General features: G+C 44.9%; 18 protein-coding genes and 1 pseudogene. 15 read left to right on the top strand and 4 right to left on the bottom strand.

Annotated features, from left to right (window positions below; all coding sequences use genetic code 11):
* Nucleotides 1-103: 103 nt before the first annotated feature.
* The 7 genes and pseudogenes from QD47_RS06155 to mmsB all read left to right on the top strand — a co-directional run bounded on the left by QD47_RS06155 (nucleotide 104) and on the right by mmsB (nucleotide 6,506).
* Nucleotides 104-577, top strand: coding sequence for an ATP-binding protein (locus QD47_RS06155; RefSeq protein ID WP_235332197.1), 474 nt, complete (start codon nucleotides 104-106; stop codon nucleotides 575-577).
* Between the two features lie 105 nt (nucleotides 578-682).
* Nucleotides 683-815, top strand: a pseudogene (locus QD47_RS32955) (helix-turn-helix domain-containing protein); the annotation flags it as partial.
* A 296-nt stretch (nucleotides 816-1,111) separates the two neighbouring features.
* Nucleotides 1,112-1,204, top strand: coding sequence for a competence inhibitor ComI (gene comI, locus QD47_RS31470; RefSeq protein ID WP_007431380.1), 93 nt, complete (start codon nucleotides 1,112-1,114; stop codon nucleotides 1,202-1,204).
* 412 nt (nucleotides 1,205-1,616) lie between these two features.
* On the top strand, nucleotides 1,617-1,883 hold the full coding sequence (locus tag QD47_RS06150) for a hypothetical protein (RefSeq protein WP_044645284.1): 267 nt from the start codon (nucleotides 1,617-1,619) through the stop codon (nucleotides 1,881-1,883).
* An 805-nt stretch (nucleotides 1,884-2,688) separates the two neighbouring features.
* Nucleotides 2,689-3,774 carry a multiple monosaccharide ABC transporter substrate-binding protein gene (gene chvE / locus QD47_RS06145; protein WP_044645283.1) on the top strand — a complete coding sequence of 362 codons (1,086 nt, stop codon included), beginning with the start codon at nucleotides 2,689-2,691 and terminating at the stop codon, nucleotides 3,772-3,774.
* Between the two features lie 34 nt (nucleotides 3,775-3,808).
* Nucleotides 3,809-5,359 (top strand): multiple monosaccharide ABC transporter ATP-binding protein, encoded by a 1,551-nt coding sequence (gene mmsA / locus QD47_RS06140; protein WP_044645282.1) that lies wholly within the window; start codon nucleotides 3,809-3,811, stop codon nucleotides 5,357-5,359.
* Nucleotides 5,343-6,506, top strand: a complete 1,164-nt coding sequence (gene mmsB, locus QD47_RS06135; RefSeq protein ID WP_044645281.1) for a multiple monosaccharide ABC transporter permease — start codon at nucleotides 5,343-5,345, stop codon at nucleotides 6,504-6,506. The genes mmsA and mmsB overlap by 17 nt, the downstream gene beginning before the upstream one ends.
* Before the next feature lie 98 nt (nucleotides 6,507-6,604).
* On the opposite strand, the gene QD47_RS06130 is transcribed toward mmsB, so the two are convergent.
* Entirely contained in the window at nucleotides 6,605-7,360 is a 756-nt protein-coding gene (locus QD47_RS06130) for an MBL fold metallo-hydrolase (protein WP_044645280.1), read from the bottom strand.
* A 160-nt stretch (nucleotides 7,361-7,520) separates the two neighbouring features.
* Between QD47_RS06130 and QD47_RS06125 the strand changes: the two genes are divergently transcribed.
* A complete protein-coding gene (locus tag QD47_RS06125; protein WP_044645279.1) occupies nucleotides 7,521-7,949 on the top strand; it encodes an Lrp/AsnC family transcriptional regulator in 429 nt (142 codons plus the stop codon).
* 54 nt (nucleotides 7,950-8,003) lie between these two features.
* Here the strand turns inward: QD47_RS06125 and QD47_RS06120 are convergent, their stop codons facing one another.
* Complete coding sequence (locus tag QD47_RS06120; RefSeq protein ID WP_044645278.1) at nucleotides 8,004-8,522, bottom strand: GNAT family N-acetyltransferase; 519 nt, start codon at nucleotides 8,520-8,522, stop codon at nucleotides 8,004-8,006.
* Nucleotides 8,523-8,715: 193 nt separating this feature from the next.
* Here QD47_RS06120 and QD47_RS06115 point away from each other — a divergent pair, with 193 nt between their 5' ends.
* The gene (locus QD47_RS06115; RefSeq protein WP_044645277.1) at nucleotides 8,716-9,630 is read left to right on the top strand and encodes an EcsC family protein; all 915 of its coding nucleotides are present in this window, start codon (nucleotides 8,716-8,718) and stop codon (nucleotides 9,628-9,630) included.
* Between the two features lie 109 nt (nucleotides 9,631-9,739).
* Here QD47_RS06115 and QD47_RS06110 read toward each other — a convergent pair whose 3' ends face one another.
* Nucleotides 9,740-11,008, bottom strand: a complete 1,269-nt coding sequence (locus QD47_RS06110) for an MFS transporter (protein WP_044645276.1) — start codon at nucleotides 11,006-11,008, stop codon at nucleotides 9,740-9,742.
* A gap of 267 nt (nucleotides 11,009-11,275) precedes the next feature.
* Between QD47_RS06110 and QD47_RS06105 the strand changes: the two genes are divergently transcribed.
* From QD47_RS06105 to QD47_RS06080, 6 genes are all read left to right on the top strand, one after another.
* Nucleotides 11,276-13,282, top strand: coding sequence for a stalk domain-containing protein (locus tag QD47_RS06105; RefSeq protein WP_044645275.1), 2,007 nt, complete (start codon nucleotides 11,276-11,278; stop codon nucleotides 13,280-13,282).
* Nucleotides 13,283-13,480: 198 nt separating this feature from the next.
* Nucleotides 13,481-15,250, top strand: a complete 1,770-nt coding sequence (locus tag QD47_RS06100) for an acid phosphatase (protein ID WP_044645274.1) — start codon at nucleotides 13,481-13,483, stop codon at nucleotides 15,248-15,250.
* Nucleotides 15,251-15,537: 287 nt separating this feature from the next.
* On the top strand, nucleotides 15,538-16,944 hold the full coding sequence (locus QD47_RS06095; RefSeq protein WP_044645273.1) for a sucrose-specific PTS transporter subunit IIBC: 1,407 nt from the start codon (nucleotides 15,538-15,540) through the stop codon (nucleotides 16,942-16,944).
* An 18-nt stretch (nucleotides 16,945-16,962) separates the two neighbouring features.
* Nucleotides 16,963-19,218, top strand: coding sequence for a beta-glucosidase BglX (gene bglX, locus QD47_RS06090; RefSeq protein ID WP_044645272.1), 2,256 nt, complete (start codon nucleotides 16,963-16,965; stop codon nucleotides 19,216-19,218).
* Nucleotides 19,211-20,590: a glycoside hydrolase family 32 protein gene (locus tag QD47_RS06085; RefSeq protein ID WP_044645271.1), complete on the top strand. Its 1,380-nt coding sequence runs from the start codon at nucleotides 19,211-19,213 to the stop codon at nucleotides 20,588-20,590. The genes bglX and QD47_RS06085 overlap by 8 nt, the downstream gene beginning before the upstream one ends.
* A gap of 232 nt (nucleotides 20,591-20,822) precedes the next feature.
* Entirely contained in the window at nucleotides 20,823-21,644 is an 822-nt protein-coding gene (locus tag QD47_RS06080; protein WP_044645270.1) for a helix-turn-helix domain-containing protein, read from the top strand.
* A gap of 140 nt (nucleotides 21,645-21,784) precedes the next feature.
* Here the strand turns inward: QD47_RS06080 and queF are convergent, their stop codons facing one another.
* Complete coding sequence (gene queF, locus QD47_RS06075; protein ID WP_044645269.1) at nucleotides 21,785-22,282, bottom strand: preQ(1) synthase; 498 nt, start codon at nucleotides 22,280-22,282, stop codon at nucleotides 21,785-21,787.
* Nucleotides 22,283-22,672: the final 390 nt, after the last annotated feature.

Genomic DNA, 22,672 nt, shown 5'->3' with positions numbered 1-22,672 from the left:
ACACGACGACTGATTTAAGTATGATTTTTGGGACTCTTTTTTATTTAGCAGGAAACAATTATCGGATTCCTCTAGAACCAAAAACAAGATAGTTCAATATGTTTTGAATTCAAAAGTTGAGTTTGAAGAAAACATTGATATGGAATTTAAAGAAGTTAAAGGAATAAATTCAATTGATTCGATTTTAAGTACTGTAGATCAATATGTTGTAGCGTATCTAAATATTAAGAGGAATATAATTGGTAAAATTTTATGGGGAATTAGTGATGATAGGACTGTTACGGGTGTAAGGCTTGAATATAGTGAAAGAGATAAATTAAGAAGAGATGTGGTCAATAAACTCTCTCAAATATCTCCGCCTATACCAAGTCAAGTATATTCAATTTCATTAGTTGAAGTATACGATGAAAATATGAAAGTTATAGAAGATAAATACATTGTTGAGGTTACTGTTCACCCATATTCTTCCGAGTACTTTTTTTCTACTGGCAAAGATGAAGTTTATCTTAAAACCGATGGTGGAAAGAGGAAACTTAAGACCCATGAAATACAAATTGAATTAAAATCTAGAGGTTGAATTTAATTCAACATCGTCTAACTCCCAGTTCAAAGGAAACATCCTTTGTTATGCCTTTTACGAAGTAACGTGGAAGGACCACGCCAAAACTGAGTTGCGGGCGGACGGAATTCAATTAATAAGCTGTATAGGGAAACGAATATAGAAATAATAAAGTTGCAAACTTACTCAAGCTATGCGATACATTTAACTGCAATTATCTGATTTGATTGAATATGTACCTGAAGAAAATCAATAGTGAGGGCAGATTCAAGAAGTGAATCCGTCGTATAACATAATATTCAAGCAGTGGCTCCTTCGGAGCCTTGGTCTTGGTCTGCGGATGGATTTCGGGGAGGAATTTCAGCAGACAACCCCTTCGGGGCTCATGAATACAGAAACGTTATATGATAGAAATGAAAAGCAATATAGATGAAAGAAAGAAAATACAAGAAAGCAGATAAGAACGCTTGTGCGCAGATGTAAATACAGGTAAAATATAGATACAATTGAATCTTGGGTGGGTATGGTTTCCCTTCGAAAGGAGGTGGAACCATGGAAGTGAAAGATGCGATGACTCTTATGCTGTTATTCGGAACATTCATTCTTGCACTTTTAACTTACATCAATAACAACAAGAGAAAGTAAAAACCCACCCCAAGGTTGACCGCCAAAGGTGGGTTTTTATTCCGAAAGCTTTAAGAAGGGATAAACCATCCAAGCCAATTGTACTGACCAAGTGTTGACGCACTTGGTCTTTATTTAAGAATATGATAACACATGAGAAAAGATGAATCAAAGAAAAAAATTAGATAAGTGAAGTGAAAAGCAGGTTAGTAAGCAACCTCGAAGAAGCATTTCCATCATATAACATAATATTCAAGCTGCGGCTCCTTAGGAGCCTGGGTTTGCGGGAAGGAATTCGGAGAAGCATTTCAGCAGACAACCCCTTAGGGGTTCATGTATATAAGAACGTTATCGGAAATCAGCGAAACATATATGAAATTCAACAAAATTCTATTAAAATTGGAATATATATTTTGTATTAGGAAGTGATTAAATGAACAAAGATATATTACTTGATTGGGATAGCCAATATAACGCAATGAAGCGAACCATGAATGGTTTTTGGACAACTTATAGGAAATGGCGCGATGAAAACAAAGACGATTACCATAGTACATTTATGGGAAAATTGTATGTTGAATTTATTAGCCTTGAGGAACGGGCAATATACCTCAAGTATAGTTTTAACGCTGGGGAAGCAGTTGTGTTTTGCTCTATTAATATATTTTACATAGAAGAGAAAATCGGTCTTACGACATAGAATTCTTTTTAGATGGCGAAGTAGCTGATGAGTATTTAGACTTTGGAGATATTCTACTCAAAGATAGGATTACTAAAGTAAAACATAATTTGAGAATTGCTAGAAATGCCCTAAAGGTAGGAATTGAAGTGTTAGACATTTCAAAAATTACTGATATTCCTCCTAAATATATTGAGACTTTGAAGACAAAATATAGTTAACATAAAGGAAAGATGAAACGATAAAAATTTGTATTTCGAAGAGGTCTCTGACATCCTATAACATCAAATTCACGCCGCGATCCGGCAAGCTGTCTCTTGGTCACACCGATGGATTTCGAGGAAGTTGACCAGGCGGACAACACCGCACTTAGTCAGTACATGTTCGTGAATACACAAACGAGAGAATAAGCCTGTCTTCTTATCTATTGGGTATAACTAACATTATTGACCCACACGTACCTGTCATTGATGAATTGTCAATAAAAGTGTGAATTATTCAGATAGCGGATTTAATGGTTCTACAAATTGAGACTTTGCCAATCGTAAGAAGGCTAAAGTCTTTTTGTGTTTTCAAAATATATGAGCGATCTCCCGACAATCTCCATTCTCCTCAAATCCAATCCCCTCTCCCCCCCACACAAAGGTTAAAATTTTATAAAAAAAGTTCAAAACCAGCAAAGACCTTTCCCGGCTTGGAATGATACCATGTGGTTGCACATAAAAAAAGGAGAGGCGTTCATCGCCACTCTATTGTAAGCGCTATCTAATATCTACTCTAATCAGCACTAAATGACCCGCATCACATGAGGAAAGGGGAGCTTCATATGAAAAAAGGAGCTGTTGTCGTCTGGCTTCTGGTTTTAGCCTTGATGCTTTCAGCCTGTAATTTGGCGGAGAGTGGAACGGGTAGCAAGGAAAAAGGTTATGTGGGCATTTCCATGCCGACCAAATCGTCCGAGCGTTGGGTAGGGGACGGAGAGAATATGGTCCGGCTTTTTCAAGAGCAAGGCTATAAAACAGATTTACAGTACGCCGAGGACGTGGTGGAAAACCAGATTGCCCAAATTGAAAATATGATTACCAAGGGCGTGAATGTCATGGTGGTTGCTTCCGTGGATGGTAACACGCTGACGGATGTGATCCAGAAGGCACATGACCGGGGGATTCAGGTCATTTCCTATGACCGTCTGATTCGGAACACACCGTATCTGACGTATTATGCGACCTTCGACAATTTTCAGGTGGGCGTGCTACAGGCGTCATATATTGAGAAAAAGCTGGGACTCAAGGAAGGCAAAGGCCCCTTCAATGTGGAGCTGTTTGGCGGTTCGCCGGATGACAACAACGCGTATTTCTTCTTTAACGGCGCGATGTCCGTCCTCAAGCCATACATCGATTCCGGCAAACTCGTTGTGCGCAGCAAGCAAATGACGATGGCGCAGATCGCTACGCTGCGGTGGGATGGAGCTTTGGCCCAGTCGCGAATGGATAATCTGCTGAGCGCCTACTATTCGGGGGAGAATCTGGACGCGGTGTTATCTCCATATGACGGAATCAGCATCGGCATTATTTCATCCCTCAAAGGGGTTGGCTACGGATCAGCGAACAAGCCGCTGCCGATCATTACAGGGCAGGATGCGGAGCTGGCCTCGATCAAGTCGATTGTGGCAGGGGAGCAGACGCAAACCGTGTTCAAGGATACCCGCAAGCTGGCTGAGCAGACGGTTATGATGGCCAACAGCATTTTACAGGGCAAGCAAGCGGAAGTGAATGATGCCAAATCGTATAACAACGGAATAAAAGTAGTTCCTGCTTATTTGCTTGATCCGATCTCAGTGGATCGGACGAATGTCGAGAAGGATATTGTCGGCAGCCATTATTACACCAAGGAGCAAATCGGACTGAAATAAGAGCAGGCTATTCAAACCGAAAGGAGTGTATCCCATGACTGGAATCATTTTGGAAATGAAGGGAATTACCAAGACCTTTCCCGGTGTGAAGGCGTTGGAAAATGTAAATCTCAAGGTCAAGGAAGGCGAGATCCATTCCCTGTGCGGTGAGAACGGTGCGGGCAAATCAACGCTAATGAAGGTACTGAGCGGTGTATATCCGCATGGAACCTACGAAGGGGATATTGTTTTCCAGGGTAAAACATGCGAGTTCAAGGATATCAAGCAAAGCGAGGAATTGGGTATCGTCATTATCCATCAGGAGCTGGCACTGATCCCGTATCTCTCGATTGCGGAAAATATTTATCTGGGCAACGAACGCGCCAGCGGCGGCGTGATTGATTGGAAAGAGACTTTTGTCGGCACCCGCGAGCTGCTGTCCAAGGTCGGCTTAAGCGAAAATCCCAATACATTGGTTACGAACATCGGGGTCGGGAAGCAGCAACTGGTTGAAATTGCGAAAGCGCTCTCTAAAAAGGTAAAGCTGCTCATTCTTGATGAACCGACAGCGGCGTTGAATGAGGACGACAGTGAAAACCTGCTTAATCTGATGCTGGAATTTAAAAGACAGGGCATTTCCTGCATTCTCATCTCCCACAAGCTGAATGAGGTCGCCAAGGTATCGGATTCGATCACGATTTTGCGGGACGGGAAGACGATTGAGACGCTGGATATGAAAAAAGATCAGGTCACGGAGGACCGGATTATTAGCGGGATGGTTGGACGTGATCTGACCAGCCGTTACCCGGAGCGCCATGCGGAGATTGGCAAAGTTATTTTGGAAGTGAAGGATTGGACGGTGTATCACGAGCATCATGCGGAGCGCAAGGTGCTGGATCAGGTGAATTTGAACATCCGGCGTGGTGAAATTGTCGGTATTGCCGGATTGATGGGAGCGGGACGGACGGAGCTGGCGATGAGTATTTTTGGCAAATCGTATGGACGCAATATCTCCGGTCAACTGATCAAGGACGGCAAGCCGATCCAGAACAACACGGTAACAGACGCGATTAACAACGGCTTCGCCTATGTGACCGAGGATCGCAAGGAGTATGGCCTTATTCTGATGGACGATATCAAGCGCAATATTTCGCTGACCGGCCTGAACAAGCTGACGAAAGGCGTTGTCGTCAATGAGCAGGAGGAAGTGATCGTTGCCGAGGATATGAAGAAGAGCATGAACATCAAAGCACCGAGCATTTTACAGAAAACAGGCAACCTGAGCGGTGGCAATCAACAGAAGGTGGTACTGAGCAAATGGATTTTTGCCGGGCCGGATATTCTGATTCTGGATGAACCGACGCGCGGCATTGATGTAGGTGCCAAATATGAAATTTATACGATTATTCATCGACTTGCCGCTGAAGGCAAGGGTGTGCTGGTCATTTCGTCTGAGCTGCCAGAGGTACTGGGCTTGTGTGACCGGATTTACGTCATGAACGCCGGGCGGATTACCGGAGAGGTTAGCCGTGAGGAAGCGTCGCAGGAAACGTTGATGAGATATATGACCAAGTCGGGAGGCGTGAAGCATGGAAACCATAACTAAACTATTTAAAAATAACATCCGCCAATATGGCATGATGATTGCGCTGGTCGTCATTATGATCCTGTTCGAGGTACTGACGGGCGGTCTGCTGCTGAAGCCGATTAATATTACAAATCTGATTCTGCAAAACAGCTACATTCTCGTGCTCGCCATCGGGATGGTGCTGGTCATCATCACGGGGCATATTGATTTGTCTGTCGGCTCGATAGCCGCTTTTGTCGGTGCGGTTGCGGCCATTATGATGGTAGATTGGCAGCTTCCGGCGTGGATCGCCGTCATTGCATCTTTGGTAGTCGGAGCGCTGATCGGCGCGTGGCAAGGCTTCTGGGTCGCTTATGTACGGATTCCGGCGTTTATCGTGACGTTGGCGGGGATGCTGCTCTTTCGCGGCTTGACGATGATCGTGCTGAAAGGTCAATCCATCTCTCCTTTTCCGGATGGCTTCCAGAAAATCAGTTCAGGCTTCCTGCCGGATTTCGCTTCTTCCGGTTATAATCTGGTATCCGTCATTGTCGGCATTGCGCTCACGGTATGGTTTATCGTCAACGAGCTCCGCGAACGCCGTTCCCAGCTTAAATATGGATTCGAGGTTCCGTCACAGACTTTATTTGTACTCAAGCTGATTGTGGTGGCTGCTGTCATCAATCTGTTCACCTTCATGCTCGCGAGCTACGCGGGAATCCCGAACATTCTCGTTCTGCTGTTTATTCTGATCGTCGTATACTCCTTCGTGATGAACCGCACGGTTATGGGCCGTCATGTGTATGCGCTGGGTGGAAATGAAAAGGCGGCGGGTCTATCCGGTATCAAAACGAAAAAAGTAACGTTCTGGGTATTCGTCAACATGGGCGTGCTGGCCGCCATTTCCGGCCTGATCTTCGCTGCACGTCTGAACGCGGCTACACCAAGAGCAGGTACGAACTTTGAGCTGGATGCTATCGCAGCTTGCTTTATCGGTGGGGCTTCGGCATCCGGCGGGATCGGAACGGTTTTCGGAGCGATTATCGGTGGTTTGGTCATGGGCGTACTGAATAACGGCATGTCCCTGATCGGTCTGGGCATTGACTGGCAGCAAGGCATCAAGGGCTTGGTGCTGCTGCTGGCGGTAGCCTTCGATATTTACAACAAAAACAAAAGATCGGCTTAAGCTTCATATTCCATTGTCGTATAAAAGGAACCCCCAGTCCCACTTGAAATGTGGATGCTGGAGGTTCCTTGTTGGTTCGTTTTTAAGGCTAGCGGAGCTTATTTATCAGATAAGCTTTCTCCATCTACCGGAATATGCACACGCTCACTCAGTCCTTCGTTGTGTATATGTTCGGATAGCTCAGTTCGAGTGAGCAGACAATGATTGATCGCCTCCATATGGACAGCCACTACTTGTGTATATGGGGCGTATTGCGCAACCGTCGTCACATCCTGCGCTGTCATCGTAATTGGATCACCCACTGTGAACCGCGCTCCTCCGGCATTCACAATCGTCCACTCCGGATGGTACTTGTCGAGAGCTTCTGCCACTTCACTGCACCAGATTGTGTCCCCTGCCAAATAGACAGCAGGCTCGCCCTGAGCCTGGAATACAAAGCCCGATACGGGGCCCATCTGTTCGCCGATTTCCCCAGTACCATGATGCCCGGTTGTGCGTATGATCTCAATTTCTCCCACAGAACCAACCACCCAAACTGGAGTTACCTGCGTAAAACCGTCAGCGGCGATCTGATCTTCATTTCCGGGCTGGCAGAGGACAGGGAGCTGTTTGTCCAGCCATTGCGCTGCTGCCGGGTCCCAGTGATCCGGGTGCAAATGCGTAACGATAACAACGTCAGGCTGTCCGAGCGTTTCCCATTGTGGCGGCAAGGGAACCAACGGATTGCGACGGTCGTTCTCCGTATTCGGGATAGGCGGATTTATGCCAGGCTCGCTCAGCATCGGGTCGATCAGGAATTTTACTCCACCATATTCTAACCATAGGGTTGCATTGCGGATCAGTGTGATTTTCATATTTGGAAGCTCCTTTTAGTTGGACAGATTAATTTTTAGCCGAATATGTTCGGCAGTTGTTTGTTTCTGTTACAATCATATCTGATGCAAGAAGCTACAGGCTATGGCCTGCTGAAAGGAAAACAAGAATTCTCGTTTCATCATGAAAGGAAAAATGGCTATGGAACTATTCGTACCCGATGACACTGATCTGCACATTCTTCATCATCTGATTGAGGACAGCTCTTTATCGCACAAGGAGATTGGTCTGCTTGTTCATCTTACGGGCCAAGCGGTAGGAGCGCGTGTTCGAAAAATGCAGGATGCGGGCATCATCGAAGGCTATACTCTACGCTGGAACCCTGAAAAAATGGGGCAGACCATTCATGCCTTTATTACGGTGTTTTTGAATTCGGGAACCGTTCATAGTGCTTTCCAGGCATTCGCACGGAAGCATCCCTCTATTGTTGAGATTCATCGGGTTAGTGGGGAGGGCTGTTACTGGATGCGCTTGCGCATGTCGTCACAGGAAGAGCTAAATACCATGCTTGATGAACTGACGCAGTACGGCAATTACAAGCTAAGCTTCTCGTTAGGAGAAATAAAATGATAAAAGCTCCCGGTGCTATGCCGGGAGCTTTTTGTTAGAGAGGACGCATAGGGATTAGCTATGCAGGCTCATTTTTAAAATATGCTGCAAGCCGTGCGATCCCATCTTGGTGTCGCCCTCGTCTTTAAAGCCGCATTTGAGATACAGACTTTGAGCAGGCAGATTACGGGCGTTGACACCCAGCACGACTTCACGAATATGTGGGAAATACTCGGAGATATATGGGGGCAGTAGAAGCAGCCCTTTTTTGGCGTATCCTTGTCCCTGATCTGAGTAATGAATAGAGAAGGCACGCAGCAACAGAGCCTCAGAAGTATTCGGATAGTCCGCTAACTCATCTCCATCGTACAAAATGAAAAATCCAACTGGTCTCCCGGCGGCTGTAATCACGACAGGATGGCGGTGGGGGTCTTGCTTGGCCAGTGCCAGCATTTCATCCGGCATTCCTGTAAACTGCTGCTGATCCTCAGGCAGATAAAACGTATGTAAAATTTCATCATGCTCACAATGGTAAGGTACAAGCTCTACGTCAGTAGTAGATGAAGGCTGTGAGGTGAATGCAGGTTTGTTCATGGGCACACTCCGATCTGTACGTATTTTTGTACACATTAGGAATTATTGTTACGCAAAACGAAGCTTCGGTCAAGCCTGCAATGGGCTAAAACGATGTTAACATCTTATTCGCTAAAAAAGAAACCTAAACTTACCTCACATACGTATTACCCATTACATAAATAAGCATGGTTTAAAGGAGACGTGTACTTCTATGAAGCAGGTTACAGCATTTCGGGAAAGTCAGGAACGATTGCGTCATGAGCTGAAAACCATTGAGGCGTGGGAGAAGGCGCAAAAGGATATTTTTTTCTGGGAAAAGCTCGGCAGATGGCCCTTTATGCTACTGGATCGACTGACACCCAAAATGATTAAGGACAAGCTGGAGCAGCTGCTTAACGAGTTGGGAAGCTTTATTCAAAACGGTGGTAAATATCTGGTGAAAGAAGAAACGGTTCTGAATAAGCTGAAAAGGACGGCCCGTGAACACGTGATTCGGCAAAATGGCGCGGATTCCATTCCTGATACGCAGGATCGGCTTCATGATGGGGAAAACGCTGATTCGGATAGTAGTTCTGAACCGACGTGGGGATTGAAGCAGGCGGCTGATTTGCCCCTGACGATCATGGATCAGACCGCTGACGATATGATAGCAGGCCGCATCACCTTTGCTACCGCTCAGGGAGCAACGACAGGGATTGGCGGTGTATTTACCATCGCAGCGGATATTCCTATTTTGCTCGGCTTGTCGCTCAAGGTACTTCAGGAAATGGCGTTGTGCTACGGCTTCAATCCCGATGAGAAGCAGGAACGCATATTTATCATTAAATGTATGCAATTCGCTTCATCCGATATTGTGGGCAAAAAGGCTGTGCTGGAGGAACTGGCCTTATTTGATGATCCTTCACGCCAGGCGCAGGTCTTTTCCCAGATGCAGGGATGGAGAGAAGTCGTTAATACGTACCGCGATCAGTTTGGATGGAAAAAGCTGCTCCAGATGATCCCGATTGCGGGCATTTTGTTTGGCTCCATTGCAAATCGAAGTGCTATTCGTGATGTAGCTGAGGCGGGTAAAATGCTATATAGGAAGCGCCGTATTTTGATGCGTTTGGTGGAAGAAGAGAGCTGACTGGATGGTTCGGGATACAAGAGGGGATGCTTCTTGGCTTGCTTGGGGAATCAGATTAGGCAATTACGAAGGTGTGAAGCGGCCGGGATGGCCGCCACACGCTTGCCTGTTACACTTCGGCTCCGTTTTCTTCGGCCCAGCGGTTCAGGGTTTTATCTGTAGGAAGCAGGAACGTCAAAATGCCGAGCAACGGCAAAAAGCCACACAGGAACATGATGTTCGTGATGCCTACTTTGTCGATCCAGTTGCCGAGCACCAGCGCACCTACCCCACCAAGGCCAAAAGCGAGGCCTGTGATCAGACCGGAGACGGTTCCGATTTTGCCGGGTACGAGCATTTGCGCATATACGACCGTAATCGAAAAGCTCGACAGCATAATAAATCCGATAATCGGCAACAGGATAGCCGTCCAGAATTGGTTGGCGTAAGGCAACAATAGCGCGAGAGGCGCGGCCAATACCATGGACAGGAAAATCATGTTGCGTTTACCAAAACGGTCTGCCAGCGGGCCGCCAAAGAAGGTGCCTAGCGCACCAGCTCCGAGAAACAGGAAAATGTACAGTTGTGCATCAGCCAGTGGCATTTTAAACACTTCCATCAGGTAAAACGAATAGTAGCTGCCGACCGAGGTCGAATACCACGAACGGACGAATACCAGCAGAATGAGAACAACCATGGCAAACATAATACGGTTGCGTACTTCGGGCTTCATCTGGCGTGCCGCCGCTTTTTTACGTGCATAGCCTTCCGTGCGCAGGACGTTACCATACCAGCGAGCGATGAACGACTGGACCACAATCCCGGCCGCAGCAATACCTGTGAACCAGATGGCGCCAAATTGCCCTAACGGGATAAAAATCCAGCTCGTAAGCATGGGTGCCAGCGATTGGCCCGCATTGCCGCCAACCTGGAAAATGGACTGAGCCAGCCCCCGACGAGGTCCGGCCGCCATGTGGGATACACGCGAGCCTTCCGGGTGAAAGGCAGCCGAGCCCAGGCCCACGAAGATGACCGCGATGAGCACTGCTTTATAATCGGCAGCATAGGCGAGCAGCAGCATGCCTGTCAGCGTAAAGCCCATGCCGATCGGAAGGATCGCGGGCGTAGGTCTCTTATCCGAAAACAAGCCAATGACTGGCTGCATGATCGAAGCTGTAAAATTGATGGCGAATGAAATCCAGCCGATCTGCGTGTAGCTCAGGCTCATGGATTCTTTTAAGATCGGAAAGATCGCAGGAATGACCGATTGAATCGAGTCATTGAACAGATGGACGAAGCTGATGGCAATCAGAATCGCAAAAACGGTGCCCTTCGCTTGAGGTCCCGGCAGAGGGAGCGATTGGCCCGCTTCTTTTTTTGTAGCAGATTTAGTAGTCATGGCAACCTCCGATTATGTATGTATATTTTAAGATATAGGAAGCGATCCGTTTGCAGCAAATGGCTGAAAGGGGCATAAAGGCCGCCTTTACTCGGTGGTTCTTTCCCATCCTACTGCATACTCGCAATTGCTTGATTTAGTTGGATTTTCTACACGTCACATGGGAATTCAAATGTTTATCATTTTTGAAACCGATATATATATGAGCATGAGGAAGGAATTATGCAAAATGCTATATGGAAATAGGGAAAGAAAAGGGGAGCAAGCATGAGAAAAACAGGGATAATTGTACTGGCTGCAGCGATGATCTGTGGAGTGACAGCAGGCGCTACACTAAACAACGGCTCAACAGCGGCAGCGGCAGAGACAGCGACGAATGTAATCGCGAACAACTCTTGGAAAACCGCTAAAATCATTGATGTGGTCGACCGGGATAACTACTTACTGGATGACGGTTCTTTATGGAGAAAGAGTATTGATGGCCCCGTTATTGAGAAATTGAATTTGAAGGGAATTATAGGCAGCAAGGATGAAAGTGTAGACTATTACGGCTGGACTCAGGACGGAAAGGTAGCCAACTGGGATAATTATTCTGACCATGCAACAGTAGCGGCTCAATCCTCAGGAGTTAAAGAGATCACCGGAGAGGGCTTGGCTATTAAAAACGATGGGACGATCTCTTGGGGAAGAGGAGAGGTCGAGGGAATATCAGATGCCATTGACGGAGATAAGGTAAGCACCTACTTTACGGTTCTTACTCGATCCAGTGATGTATGGTATTCCACAGGCTATGCAGAATCCAAGCCGCGCAAGATAGGTCATGTAGATGGTGCGCTTGATATCAAAATGAGTACGGCTTATGCCGCGGTGCTGAAGGAAGACGGTCATGTCACGATGCTGGATATGCTGACGAATGAACCGCCGCGTGAAGTGGGGAGTGATATTGCTTCGATATTGTGGAAAAAAGGTACGCATGTCTTGATTACCGTACATCGCGACGGGACGGTGTGGAGCTATGATCGGCTGAAAAAATATCCGGCGGTGCAGCTTAGCGGATTGTCTAATGTTGTACGGCTGGTTGATTCACCTGACGAGCTTTTTGCACAATTAAAGGATGGTTCTTGGGTCGGCTATAAGGATGGTACCACGACTCCATTGAGTTTACCTATATTAACAGGGATGACCCTGTTGACGACCTCCAAAGAGGCTGCGATCGGTGACAGCATTCAATTGAATGTACAGGAGACGTATTCCAATGGCTATCGATTCACACGGCATCCCGAAGCCAGTGAAATTGAAGTAGAGAAGCCCCAGGTTGCCGAGCTACAGCAGGACGGCTCAGGCAAACTCAAAGTACGGGGCATTGGCAGTACAGCCGTATCTCTGCGGACCGAAGGTATACCATCATCTTTTACCTTGAAAGTAGCATCTGATCAAACATTGACCGGGGCGGCTATGCTGAACGGCAGTGTGTATTTGCCTGTGCAGTCTGTGTTCAAGACGCTGGGCGGATCGGTAACCGTGGCAAATCAGACCTTTACGATCAAGCTGGGCAAAAACAATATTGTACTCCAAAAAGGGAGTTCTTCTGCGATGGTGAATGGCAAACCTGTTGCGTTGAAAGGCAAGATACAAACAGTCAATGGACAGGTGGTATTCCCGGGAACATTGTTGACCGATCTAAAGCTGGGAGGATTTAAGTGGAATCGTGATCGGCAGCAAGCGGAACTAGCTGTGGGTGCTACCAAGCTTGTGATTGAGACGCCGGAAACGGCAAAAATTATCAAAGCCATTGATCTGGGCAGTCTGTCCAAACTCATTGGCAAAACCTATTGGGTCAATAACTTCTATAGCGCTGGAGAGCGCTTTGGCAAAGTAACAGTTAAAGATATCGAGGTCAGTACGGACCCGAATGGCGTTAAATCGTATGAAGTTATTTTTCAGGGAGCCAATGGCGTAACTTATAACACGTTTTCCATGGTTGGAGCTTCACGCATCCCGCAAATGCTGTCCGATTCCGATCAATTCCTGACTTACGATCCCTACAAGAAATATCAATGGTCGCAAGCCATTTGGAACAAGATTAAAAATAATGAAGTCAGCTTGGGCATGAATACGACGCAAGTGCAGTTCGCATGGGGAAACCCAACTGTCAGAGAAAAGGGATCTGCTTCAAACGGAACCCAAGTCGAAGCCTGGGTATACGGCAACCGTAGTCTTTATTTCAAAGTGGTGGGTTTTGTAAATGGCAAAGTTATAGAGGTATGGCTGTAAGGTTAATGACGTTCCATAATAGCTTGAACAAGGGTGTCTCAAGAGTCGCATAAGCGGCCTTTGAGATGCCTTTTTTTATTTTAACAAAACCAAGCTCTTTATTTAACAAATGTAAGCTATGATTTTTATGCCATACAACCTGTTGTATGGATGACACAGAGGAAGCATGAAGAGCACAAGAGAGGATATGATTTGACAATGAAATTGCTAAAGAAGCCATTATCAGCTGCTTTATTATCTGTACCCTTACTTATAGGTTCCCTGGGTGGAAGTTATGCGAGTGCGGCAACCCTACCAACAACGGTAACTGCGCCAGAGCCTTCTTGGGGATATTTCGTAGATCATTACAAAAATAATAATTCTGATAATAAGACGGAAAGTTCAAATCCGACACTCGGGTTGCTTTCCGGATTTAATAAGCTTTGGACTCCCGGCGCTACCTGGGATACAGGTACCAAGCTGAATAGTAGCGTACTGGACGCCAATATTCAAAAAGTTATTGATATTGCTGCTCGCCGTACTTCCAGTGAGGCAGATGCGGCTTATTTGGATGATCGCAGAAATCAGAGCTACAGTGTGATCGACGGTCTGGGTTCGCTTACCGATGTATATCGAAAGAATGCAGGGGCAACTACAACAATCAATGACATTCCGGCAGATGCCTTGACTAAAAAATATGAAGATGCCGGAACCAATGCAGGCAGTACGAGTTCCGCGTTAGGCAATATCGTGAATTTAGTCAATACCTTGCGTGGAGATTACTCTTCGACGAGCTCGGCTAAGGCTTATTTTAGCTATCCTCGTCCGTTTCGCTGGAGCAATAATTCAGTCGTGGTTCCGACTCTGCTGCCCGCACAAAATTCTGATCCGAGCAAGGATGGCGGTTTTCCTAGTGGTCATACCAATGCCGCGTATCTCAGCGCTTTTGCGATGGCCTATGCCGTACCAGAACGTTATCAGGAATTGCTGACGCGAGCTTCGGAGCTGGGCAACAACCGTATTGTTGCCGGTATGCATTCGCCATTTGATGTTATGGGAGGGCGCGTCATGGCAACTGCGACGGCGGCTGCCATCCTGTCTGATCCGGCCAATAGCAGTTTAAAGAAAGCAGCTTATCAGGATGCTCACAGTAAATTGTTAACACAAACGGGTACAGCCTCGGATCGGTTCAGCAATTACTCTGCCAATAAAAAAAGCTATACTGAACGATTGACATACGGATTTAGTCCAATTAACCCGACCACGACTGCAATGAAGGTGCCTAAGGGAGCTGAGGTGCTGCTGGAAACACGTCTGCCTTACCTGGACAGCACACAACGCCGTTGGGTTTTGGCTACTACAGGTCTTCCTTCCGGCTATCCTGTACTGGATGATGCTGAGGGATGGGGACGGCTTAATCTCTTTTCCGCCGCAGATGGTTACGGGGCTTTTGCCAATAATGTTACCGTGACCATGGACGCTTCCAAAGGCGGTTTCAATGCTTTGGATCGCTGGCGCAACAATATCTCCGGCGTTGGAAAGCTGACTAAAAAGGGAACAGGTGCATTGAAGCTGCTGGGCAACAATACGTATTCCGGCGGTACACAGCTCGACCAGGGCATTCTGGAGGGAAATTCGGAGACAGCTTTCGGAAATGGTAGTATTACGAATAATGGAGGTACTCTCCGTACTAATAATTCTGGCAAGCTGATTATCGGCGGAGATTACAAACAATCTGCCAAGGGAGTACTCGAACTCAACCTTCAGAGTAAAAATGATTTGCTCAAAATTAAAGGCACTGCAATATCTAATGGGAAATTGCGTCTGAATTTTTCAAACAAATATGTACCAGCTAACGGTGCCACGATCATGACTTATGGTAAACGAAATGGAGCATTTACTTCCATTGAAACCACTGGATTGCCAAGCAAGTACAAAGTGAAGGTTGTCTATAAAACCGATAGTATTCAGTTAAAAGTTACAAAGTAATAAACTCGGTATACAACAATTGAAGTGCACCTTTAGAATTCATCGGATAACGGAAGGGTTATTCCAATGTCTATTCTAAGGGTGCACTTTGTTGTTTAAAAACCCCATTTCTCAGAGCTGCTGTATATATTTATAACCAAGGGTATAAAAAGGTCAAAATTTGACCTTAATGTAGTAAAATAATCCCGCTGTTTGAAAGCGCAGTCATGATATTCTTAAGAAGCATATTTGGTCAAAGTTTTAATTATTCAGACTAACTAAGAGGAACAGAGGAAAGGAAGAGACTGATGAGTCTTGAAAAAGAATACGTTAAAATAGCCCAAGATGTAATTAAAGGGCTTGGCGGAGAAGACAATATTATTTCCATGGCACACTGTGCTACCCGGCTGAGACTGATTGTAAAAGACAGGGACATTATTGATGATGAATTTATTGAGAATATTGATAAGGCCAAGGGGGTGTTCTTTACATCCGGACAATATCAAATTATTTTTGGAACCGGTACCGTAAATAAAGTATACGAAGCGATGGTCGGTCAGAACGTATCCGCTACATCAAAGGCAGAGCTGAAAGAGAAGGCCTCAACGCAAGATGACAACTTTTTCAAAAGAATGATCCGGGTTTTCGGGGACGTATTTGTTCCCATTATACCTGCATTGGTAGCTACAGGATTATTCATGGGAGTTAGAGGCTTGGTAACACAGCCTGCACTGCTTCAGTTATTTGGGCTTACACCGGATCATATTTCCGCGAATTTTATATTATTTACGCAAATACTGACCGATACCGCTTTTGCATTTTTACCCGTGCTGGTGTGCTGGTCAGCGTTCAGAGTGTTCGGCGGGTCGCCTATCTTGGGGATATTACTCGGATTAATGCTGGTAAGTCCTTCCTTGCCTACATCCTGGGATGTCGCTCAACATGTTAAGGAACCCCTTTTATTTTTGGGATTCATTAAAATTGCAGGCTATCAGGGCTCTGTTCTGCCAGCGTTCATTATAGGGATCGTGGGGGCGATGCTGGAGAAGAGAATCAGGAAATCCGTTCCCGAAGCATTGGACTTGATTCTGACGCCATTTCTAACATTATTGCTCACACTGGTACTGGGCTTGTTCGTGATCGGTCCCATCTTCCATGAAGTGGAATTTTTAATATTAGCGGCAGTTACAGCCATTTTGAAATTACCGTACGGCATCGGCGGATTTATTTACGGGGGCATTAATCAGATTATTGTAGTTACCGGACTGCATCATGCCTTGAATCTGATTGAAATACAGATGTTGGTGGGCAGTGGTTGGAATATGGTGAACCCGATCAGTTCTGCATCGATTTGCGCACAAGCAGGCGCTGCGCTGGCTGTCGGTCTAAAATCGAAAAATTTAAAAACCAAATCCATTGCTTACCCTTCTGCCATGTCTGCGTTATTGGGCATTACAGAACCGGCTATCTTCGGGGTGAACATTCGATATGGTAAACCGTTCTTGATGGGCTTGATTGGGGGAGCGGTTGGCGGATTTTTCGCACGTATCTTTAATGTTCAAGCAACGGGCATGTCGATTACAGCCATCCCTGGATTGTTATTGTATCTGAATAATCAGATTTTTCTGTATATTTTAGTTTGTTTAATCGGTTTTGGTGTAGCATTTGCATTGACGTGGATCTTTGGGTTTAAAGAAAAAATAAATAACAAATAAAATCTTGTGGAGAGAATCATGGACAACAATACACTGCTTGAGAAATTGAACAGCCTTTCAATAGAAGAGAAGATAGGCCAGCTCATCCAACTGACTGGTGATTTTTTTGAAGGGGATATGGACACTGTTGTGACGGGGCCTTTAAAAAAATTAGGGTTAAACATCGATTACAATGTTTATAACACAGGATCAATATTAAACATTACCAATCCGGAAAAAATTATCCGGTTGCAAACTGATTATTTGGAAAAATCGATTCATAAAATTCCGCTGCTGTTCATGGCAGATATTATCTACGGGTATCGAACCATCTTTCCGATTCCGATTGCTCAAGCATGTAGTTGGAATTATGATGATATAGAGCATGCGGCTTCGATTGCTGCTCAGGAATGCTACGATGAAGGCATTCACGTGACCTTTTCCCCCATGGTAGATATCGTTAGAGATCCCCGTTGGGGTCGGGTGATGGAATCACCTGGAGAGGATACTTTGTTGGCGAGGAAATATGCTCAAAGCGTGGTTCTGGGAATTCAAGGAAGCAATTTGGACAGCACAGTGCCGGCCAATAAAATTGCTGCTTGCGTTAAGCATTTTGCCGCTTATGGTGCGCCTGTCGCCGGACGTGAATATAATGCTGTGGATATGTCGGAGCATACATTGCGGGAATATTATTTACCCGGGTATCAAGCTGCAATCGAAGCGGGTGTAAAGCTTGTCATGACGGCTTTTAATACCTTGAATGGTATCCCTGCGACTGGAAACGAATGGCTTAACCGAGACGTGCTAAGACAAGAAATGAATTTTGACGGTGTATTGATCTCGGATTACGCCGCTATAGAAGAGTTAATCATGCATGGTTATGCAGAAGACGAGGCTTCCGCCGCAAGGCTGGCACTGCTGGCGAGTGTTGATGTGGATATGAAGACGGCAGTATACGCCAATCAATTGAAGAATGTAATATCCGGTAACGATCATATGCTGGAGCTTTTGAATGAAGCTGTATACCGTGTCTTAAAGCTGAAAAATGATTTGGGGCTTTTTGAGGATCCATTCCGCGGGTTACAGGAAACCGTTCAACTTCCAACAAGCAGCGTTCTGTCAGATGAACATAAAAAAGCGGCGCTGTCCTTGGCAGAAGAATCTGTTGTTCTACTGAAAAATGAACATGAACTTTTGCCATTGTCAAAACATACCAAGGTCGCTTTAATCGGTCCCTATGCAGAAGAGAACTCCACCCTGGGCATGTGGGCGATTAAGGGGGAAGAGGCGGATACCGTAAATTTGAAAACGGGGTTGTTAAAGCTTGTTGATCCCGATAATCTCTCGGTGTGCAGAGGGGCGCACCTGCTGCCCCTTGATGCAAGGGAAGCATTTGATAAATATGCGGACAAACTGGCTGTTGAAACAAGCGCTGAGGAAGTTCTACTGCATGAAGCAATTAGGAATGCGAACGAAGCAGAAGTCATTGTCCTCGCCTTGGGAGAAAGTATTTATCAAAGCGGAGAAGGAGGATCACGAACGAACCCAACGCTTCCTGAACCTCAATTGAAACTGCTCTATGAATTAAGTCTATTGGACAAAAAGATCATTTTGATCGTTTATAGTGGAAGACCTTTGATTCTTACCGAAGTTGTCGGAAAAGCTGACGCAATTATTCAAGCCTGGTATCCGGGAACTATGGGCGGAGAAGCACTGGCAAATATATTGTATGGAGAAGTAAATCCGTCGGGGAAATTAGCGATGACTTTTCCACGAAGCGTCGGACAAATTCCGGTGTACTACAATGAGCTGAATACAGGAAGACCGAATTTGAAGGAAAATGGCTTCTATCGGTTTGCTTCCCGATATATAGATGAAGTGAATGAACCCTTGTATCCGTTTGGTTATGGTAAATCTTATACTTCATATGAATACAGCCTATTATCAATCAGCCAAAAAGAAATGAAAAAAAATGAATTAGTGGATATCCATATATCTGTCTCCAACACTGGAATTTATGATGGGAAAGAAACGATCCAATTGTACATTCGCGATAAATTTGCAAGTGTTGCAAGGCCAGTTAAAGTATTAAAAGACTTCAAAAAAGTTTTTTTGCAAAGTGGCCAGACAAAAATTGTAGAATTTTCAATTCATGAAGAGATGCTTAAATTTTATGGACGTGAAATGAAATACAAGAGTGAGCCCGGCGAATTTGATGTTTATATCGGTTCAAGCTCGCAGGAAATTTTGTTGAGCTTTAGTTTTATTCTTTTACCGGAGGATAACCATGAATAAAAGCGACGCTTATAACCTAAAGTATCATATTACTCCTCCTTACGGTTTACTAAATGATCCTAATGGACTTGCCTTTTTCAATCATCAATATCATGTGTTCTATCAGTGGAATCCAAAAGGAACCGAGCATAAACATAAATGCTGGGGCCATGTTGTTTCCAGCGATCTGGTGCACTGGCAAAGGAAAAGTGTCGCGCTGGAGCCTTCGGAATGGTATGACAAGGATGGCATTTATTCCGGTGGGGGCTTGGTTCATAATGAAAAGCTGTATCTGTTTTACACAGGAAATGTAACCAGAGATGATGGAGTAAAAGAAAGCTATCAATGCGCAGCAATTTCAGAAGATGGCGAGTATTTCCAAAAAACAGGCCCTTTGTTTGAACATCCCAAAGGTTATACCAGGCATGTCCGGGATCCAAAAGTATGGGGAGACCAAAACGGGAACTGGTGGATGATCGTGGGCGCTCAAAGTGAAGACTTGACTGGAGATACGCTTATCTACAAATCTAAAGATTTGTCCAATTGGAAATGCCAAGGATCATTTTTTGAGCATAACAGTGAATTTGGATATATGTGGGAATGTCCGGATATAATTAATTTTTCTGAAAATGATGTTTTTGTCTTCTCTCCTCAGGGTTTACCGGAGGTAGGCGAATATTGTAGAAATCCTAATCAATCGGGATATATTGTTGGAAAATTATCGGAAATAGGAAGATTCAACGGAAACCTGTCTGATTTTAAAGAGCTTGATCGAGGGTTTGATTTTTATGCGCCGCAATCGTTTAAGGTTAATGACAGAATCATTATGTTCGGATGGATGAGCGCCATGAATGAAGAAGCGGAGAGGGCTGTCCCGACCATTCAGGAAGGATGGATTCATGCGTTGACTCTTCCTAGAGAAATAGTGCTGAGTAACGGTGTGTTGTACCAGAAACCATTGCGAGAATTACAATTGTTAAGACTGGATGGCATGCATTACAACGGGGAAATTCAAAAAAACAGTGTGTGGCAGCTGCCTTCTTTACAAGTGGAATTAATTATTAATTTTTCGATGCTCACAGCAAACTTCACAATGAAAGTAAGGGACGCTGTTCAGATTGACTATGATCGTGAACAAAACAGTCTCACAGTCTGGAGAACAAACTGGTTGACGAACCAGAGGGAGTACAGAAAAGCAACATTAAATAATAGACTTACAGAAATACAAATGTTCATTGAAAGCTCAAGCCTGGAGATATTTGCAAACGAAGGCGAGGAAGTGTTTTCTCTGCGCTATTTCTTAGAAGATACTGAGCAACGCAGTGTGTTGCTTGAGGCAGGAGACAATGAAGGAGAAGTTAGGATTTATCAGTTGCAAGAATGTGCAGGATAACGGATTTACGGCACATACCATAATTTAATAATTCACCTGCAGAGCTGCAAGCAGGCAAGGGAAGGCTGTTCATTACTCCGTTTGCGAGAAGAACTGCCTTCTTTTTGTCTTAGCCAGCTGGATAGATTGCAGCTTGTCTGGGCATTTTACTATCGGTATAGTATGAGTATTAAAGTTTTTGACTTAATATAGATACGGGTTGATTACTCATAGCTGGTTGATGAGGTGTCGTATGAAAAAAATATATGAGCATATTGAAATAGACAGAAGAAAAATGATTAACCTCTTTATGTTTCAATCGAGAGATACAGAAAGAGTTATCCCCATGCATTTTCACAGTAATATGGAATTAATCTACTGTACAAGCGGAAGTCTAAAGGTGTGGCATGAAGGGAAAATAACCATTTTGATGGAAAAGGATGCGCTGTTCATTAATAGCAATGTGCCGCATTCCACACAGAGCATTACGGAGAACCAAGTCGTTGTATTGCAATTTCCAGACACTTTTTTTGCCCATGAACAAGTAATCATTCAATTAAACACGCAAGAGAAACCAGTTGAAGATAGTATAATCTCTAAATTAAGGGGGTTGTTTATGGATATATACTATCTACATATTTCCAAAGGCAAATACGACTACATTTTAGAGCAAAGCCGAATTATTGAACTTAAATATTTACTTGTCAATCATTTTAGTCAGGCAACAGACATTCCACCGGAAGTATTTAGTGAAAAGCAGCGAAAGATAAAGACAATCATGGACTTTATTAAAGAGCATTACACTGAGAATATTAGCCTAGCCAAAACAGCTCGAATCTGCGGTTATTCGGAGGCCTATTTGTCGCGAATGTTTCATGAATATACAGGCCAGACGTTTACCGAGTACAAGCAAATTCTTTGTTTGGAAAAGGCGATCGATTTATTGGATACAACAAATAAGTCACTTACAGAAATTTCTTACGAGGCTGGATTTCCAAACGAGAAATCTTTTAGAAAAGCTTTTAAAGAAGTTATGGGTAAAACACCTTATGAATACAAAAAAACCAAAATTTGATATGATTGTGTAAACGCCACAAGCGTAACGCCTATATGGATTACTTCAACAGACTGGAAACATCGGGGCTGTCCCTGAGTCATTCTATGACTTTTGGGACAGCTCCTTGTTATTTGTATGCAAATGCAAGGGGGGGGAACTTAACGGTTATCTACAGTCTCTGGGTACGTATCATGGTTCATCATACGGTGCTCTGCTATCTGCTCATACTTCGTTCCCGGTTTGCCGTAGTTTGTGTATGGATCAATGGAGATGCCACCGCGCGGCGTAAACTTGCCCCACACTTCGATATAACGCGGGTCCATCAGCTTGATTAAGTCATTCATAATGATGTTGACGCAGTCCTCATGGAAATCGCCGTGGTTGCGGAAGCTGAACAGGTACAGCTTGAGGGACTTGCTTTCGACCATTTTGATATCGGGAATGTAGCTGATGTAGATGGTGGCAAAATCCGGCTGTCCTGTAATTGGACACAGGCTGGTGAACTCCGGGCAATTGAACTTAACAAAATAATCGCGGTACGGATGCTTATTATCAAAGCTTTCAAGAATGGCGGGATCATAGGCAAAGGTGTATTGGGTGCCTTGATTGCCAAGCAGGGTAACGTCGGTCATTTCTTCGGGTGATCTTCCGGTCATAGTGGTGAGGCTCCTTAGTTTAGATTAGTGGTAAAAGAGGTAGGGAGTTATGGTGATCGGAGGGGGAAGGCGCTCCGCGAAGGATTTGAGCTTCCGATCGCTGTTGAAATGGGATTCTTTCTGATCATGTTAAAGACGTATAGGTTAGAATCCCATTTCAAAGGCGAACGCTAACGCTTCTCCAGCTTCAAATCCTCCGCTCCGCTGCCGACCGCCGTCAACACCATAAAGTCCCTACTCGTTTTACATGTAGGTTGGGGCAGAAGAGAATAGTGTTCGCTCCTTTATTAAGGAGCGATCTCTTGTTGAGAAACCCCGTCCTTATGGACGAGGGTTTCTCTTGATTTATAACTTTGGTTGTCGAAAGTGTACTTCGTATAAATTTGGTGT

The organism is Paenibacillus terrae (assembly GCF_000943545.1).
Classification (GTDB): Bacteria; Bacillota; Bacilli; order Paenibacillales; family Paenibacillaceae; genus Paenibacillus; species Paenibacillus terrae_A.
The sequence above is the reverse complement of the archived record's forward strand: the minus strand, read 5'-3'. Positions and strand labels throughout refer to the sequence as shown.

What these genes read in the sequence shown, in the direction of transcription:
- bglX (WP_044645272.1), top strand. Translation starts at nt 16,963, where the DNA reads ATGGACAACAATACACTGCTTGAGAAATTGAACAGCCTTTCAATAGAA.
- QD47_RS06110 (WP_044645276.1), bottom strand. Translation starts at nt 11,008, where the DNA reads ATGACTACTAAATCTGCTACAAAAAAAGAAGCGGGCCAATCGCTCCCT.
- comI (WP_007431380.1), top strand. Translation starts at nt 1,112, where the DNA reads ATGGAAGTGAAAGATGCGATGACTCTTATGCTGTTATTCGGAACATTC.
- QD47_RS06095 (WP_044645273.1), top strand. Translation starts at nt 15,538, where the DNA reads ATGAGTCTTGAAAAAGAATACGTTAAAATAGCCCAAGATGTAATTAAA.
- mmsB (WP_044645281.1), top strand. Translation starts at nt 5,343, where the DNA reads ATGGAAACCATAACTAAACTATTTAAAAATAACATCCGCCAATATGGC.
- QD47_RS06085 (WP_044645271.1), top strand. Translation starts at nt 19,211, where the DNA reads ATGAATAAAAGCGACGCTTATAACCTAAAGTATCATATTACTCCTCCT.
- QD47_RS06150 (WP_044645284.1), top strand. Translation starts at nt 1,617, where the DNA reads ATGAACAAAGATATATTACTTGATTGGGATAGCCAATATAACGCAATG.
- QD47_RS06130 (WP_044645280.1), bottom strand. Translation starts at nt 7,360, where the DNA reads ATGAAAATCACACTGATCCGCAATGCAACCCTATGGTTAGAATATGGT.
- mmsA (WP_044645282.1), top strand. Translation starts at nt 3,809, where the DNA reads ATGACTGGAATCATTTTGGAAATGAAGGGAATTACCAAGACCTTTCCC.
- QD47_RS06120 (WP_044645278.1), bottom strand. Translation starts at nt 8,522, where the DNA reads ATGAACAAACCTGCATTCACCTCACAGCCTTCATCTACTACTGACGTA.
- QD47_RS06080 (WP_044645270.1), top strand. Translation starts at nt 20,823, where the DNA reads ATGAAAAAAATATATGAGCATATTGAAATAGACAGAAGAAAAATGATT.
- QD47_RS06115 (WP_044645277.1), top strand. Translation starts at nt 8,716, where the DNA reads ATGAAGCAGGTTACAGCATTTCGGGAAAGTCAGGAACGATTGCGTCAT.
- queF (WP_044645269.1), bottom strand. Translation starts at nt 22,282, where the DNA reads ATGACCGGAAGATCACCCGAAGAAATGACCGACGTTACCCTGCTTGGC.
- QD47_RS06100 (WP_044645274.1), top strand. Translation starts at nt 13,481, where the DNA reads ATGAAATTGCTAAAGAAGCCATTATCAGCTGCTTTATTATCTGTACCC.
- QD47_RS06105 (WP_044645275.1), top strand. Translation starts at nt 11,276, where the DNA reads ATGAGAAAAACAGGGATAATTGTACTGGCTGCAGCGATGATCTGTGGA.
- QD47_RS06125 (WP_044645279.1), top strand. Translation starts at nt 7,521, where the DNA reads ATGGAACTATTCGTACCCGATGACACTGATCTGCACATTCTTCATCAT.
- chvE (WP_044645283.1), top strand. Translation starts at nt 2,689, where the DNA reads ATGAAAAAAGGAGCTGTTGTCGTCTGGCTTCTGGTTTTAGCCTTGATG.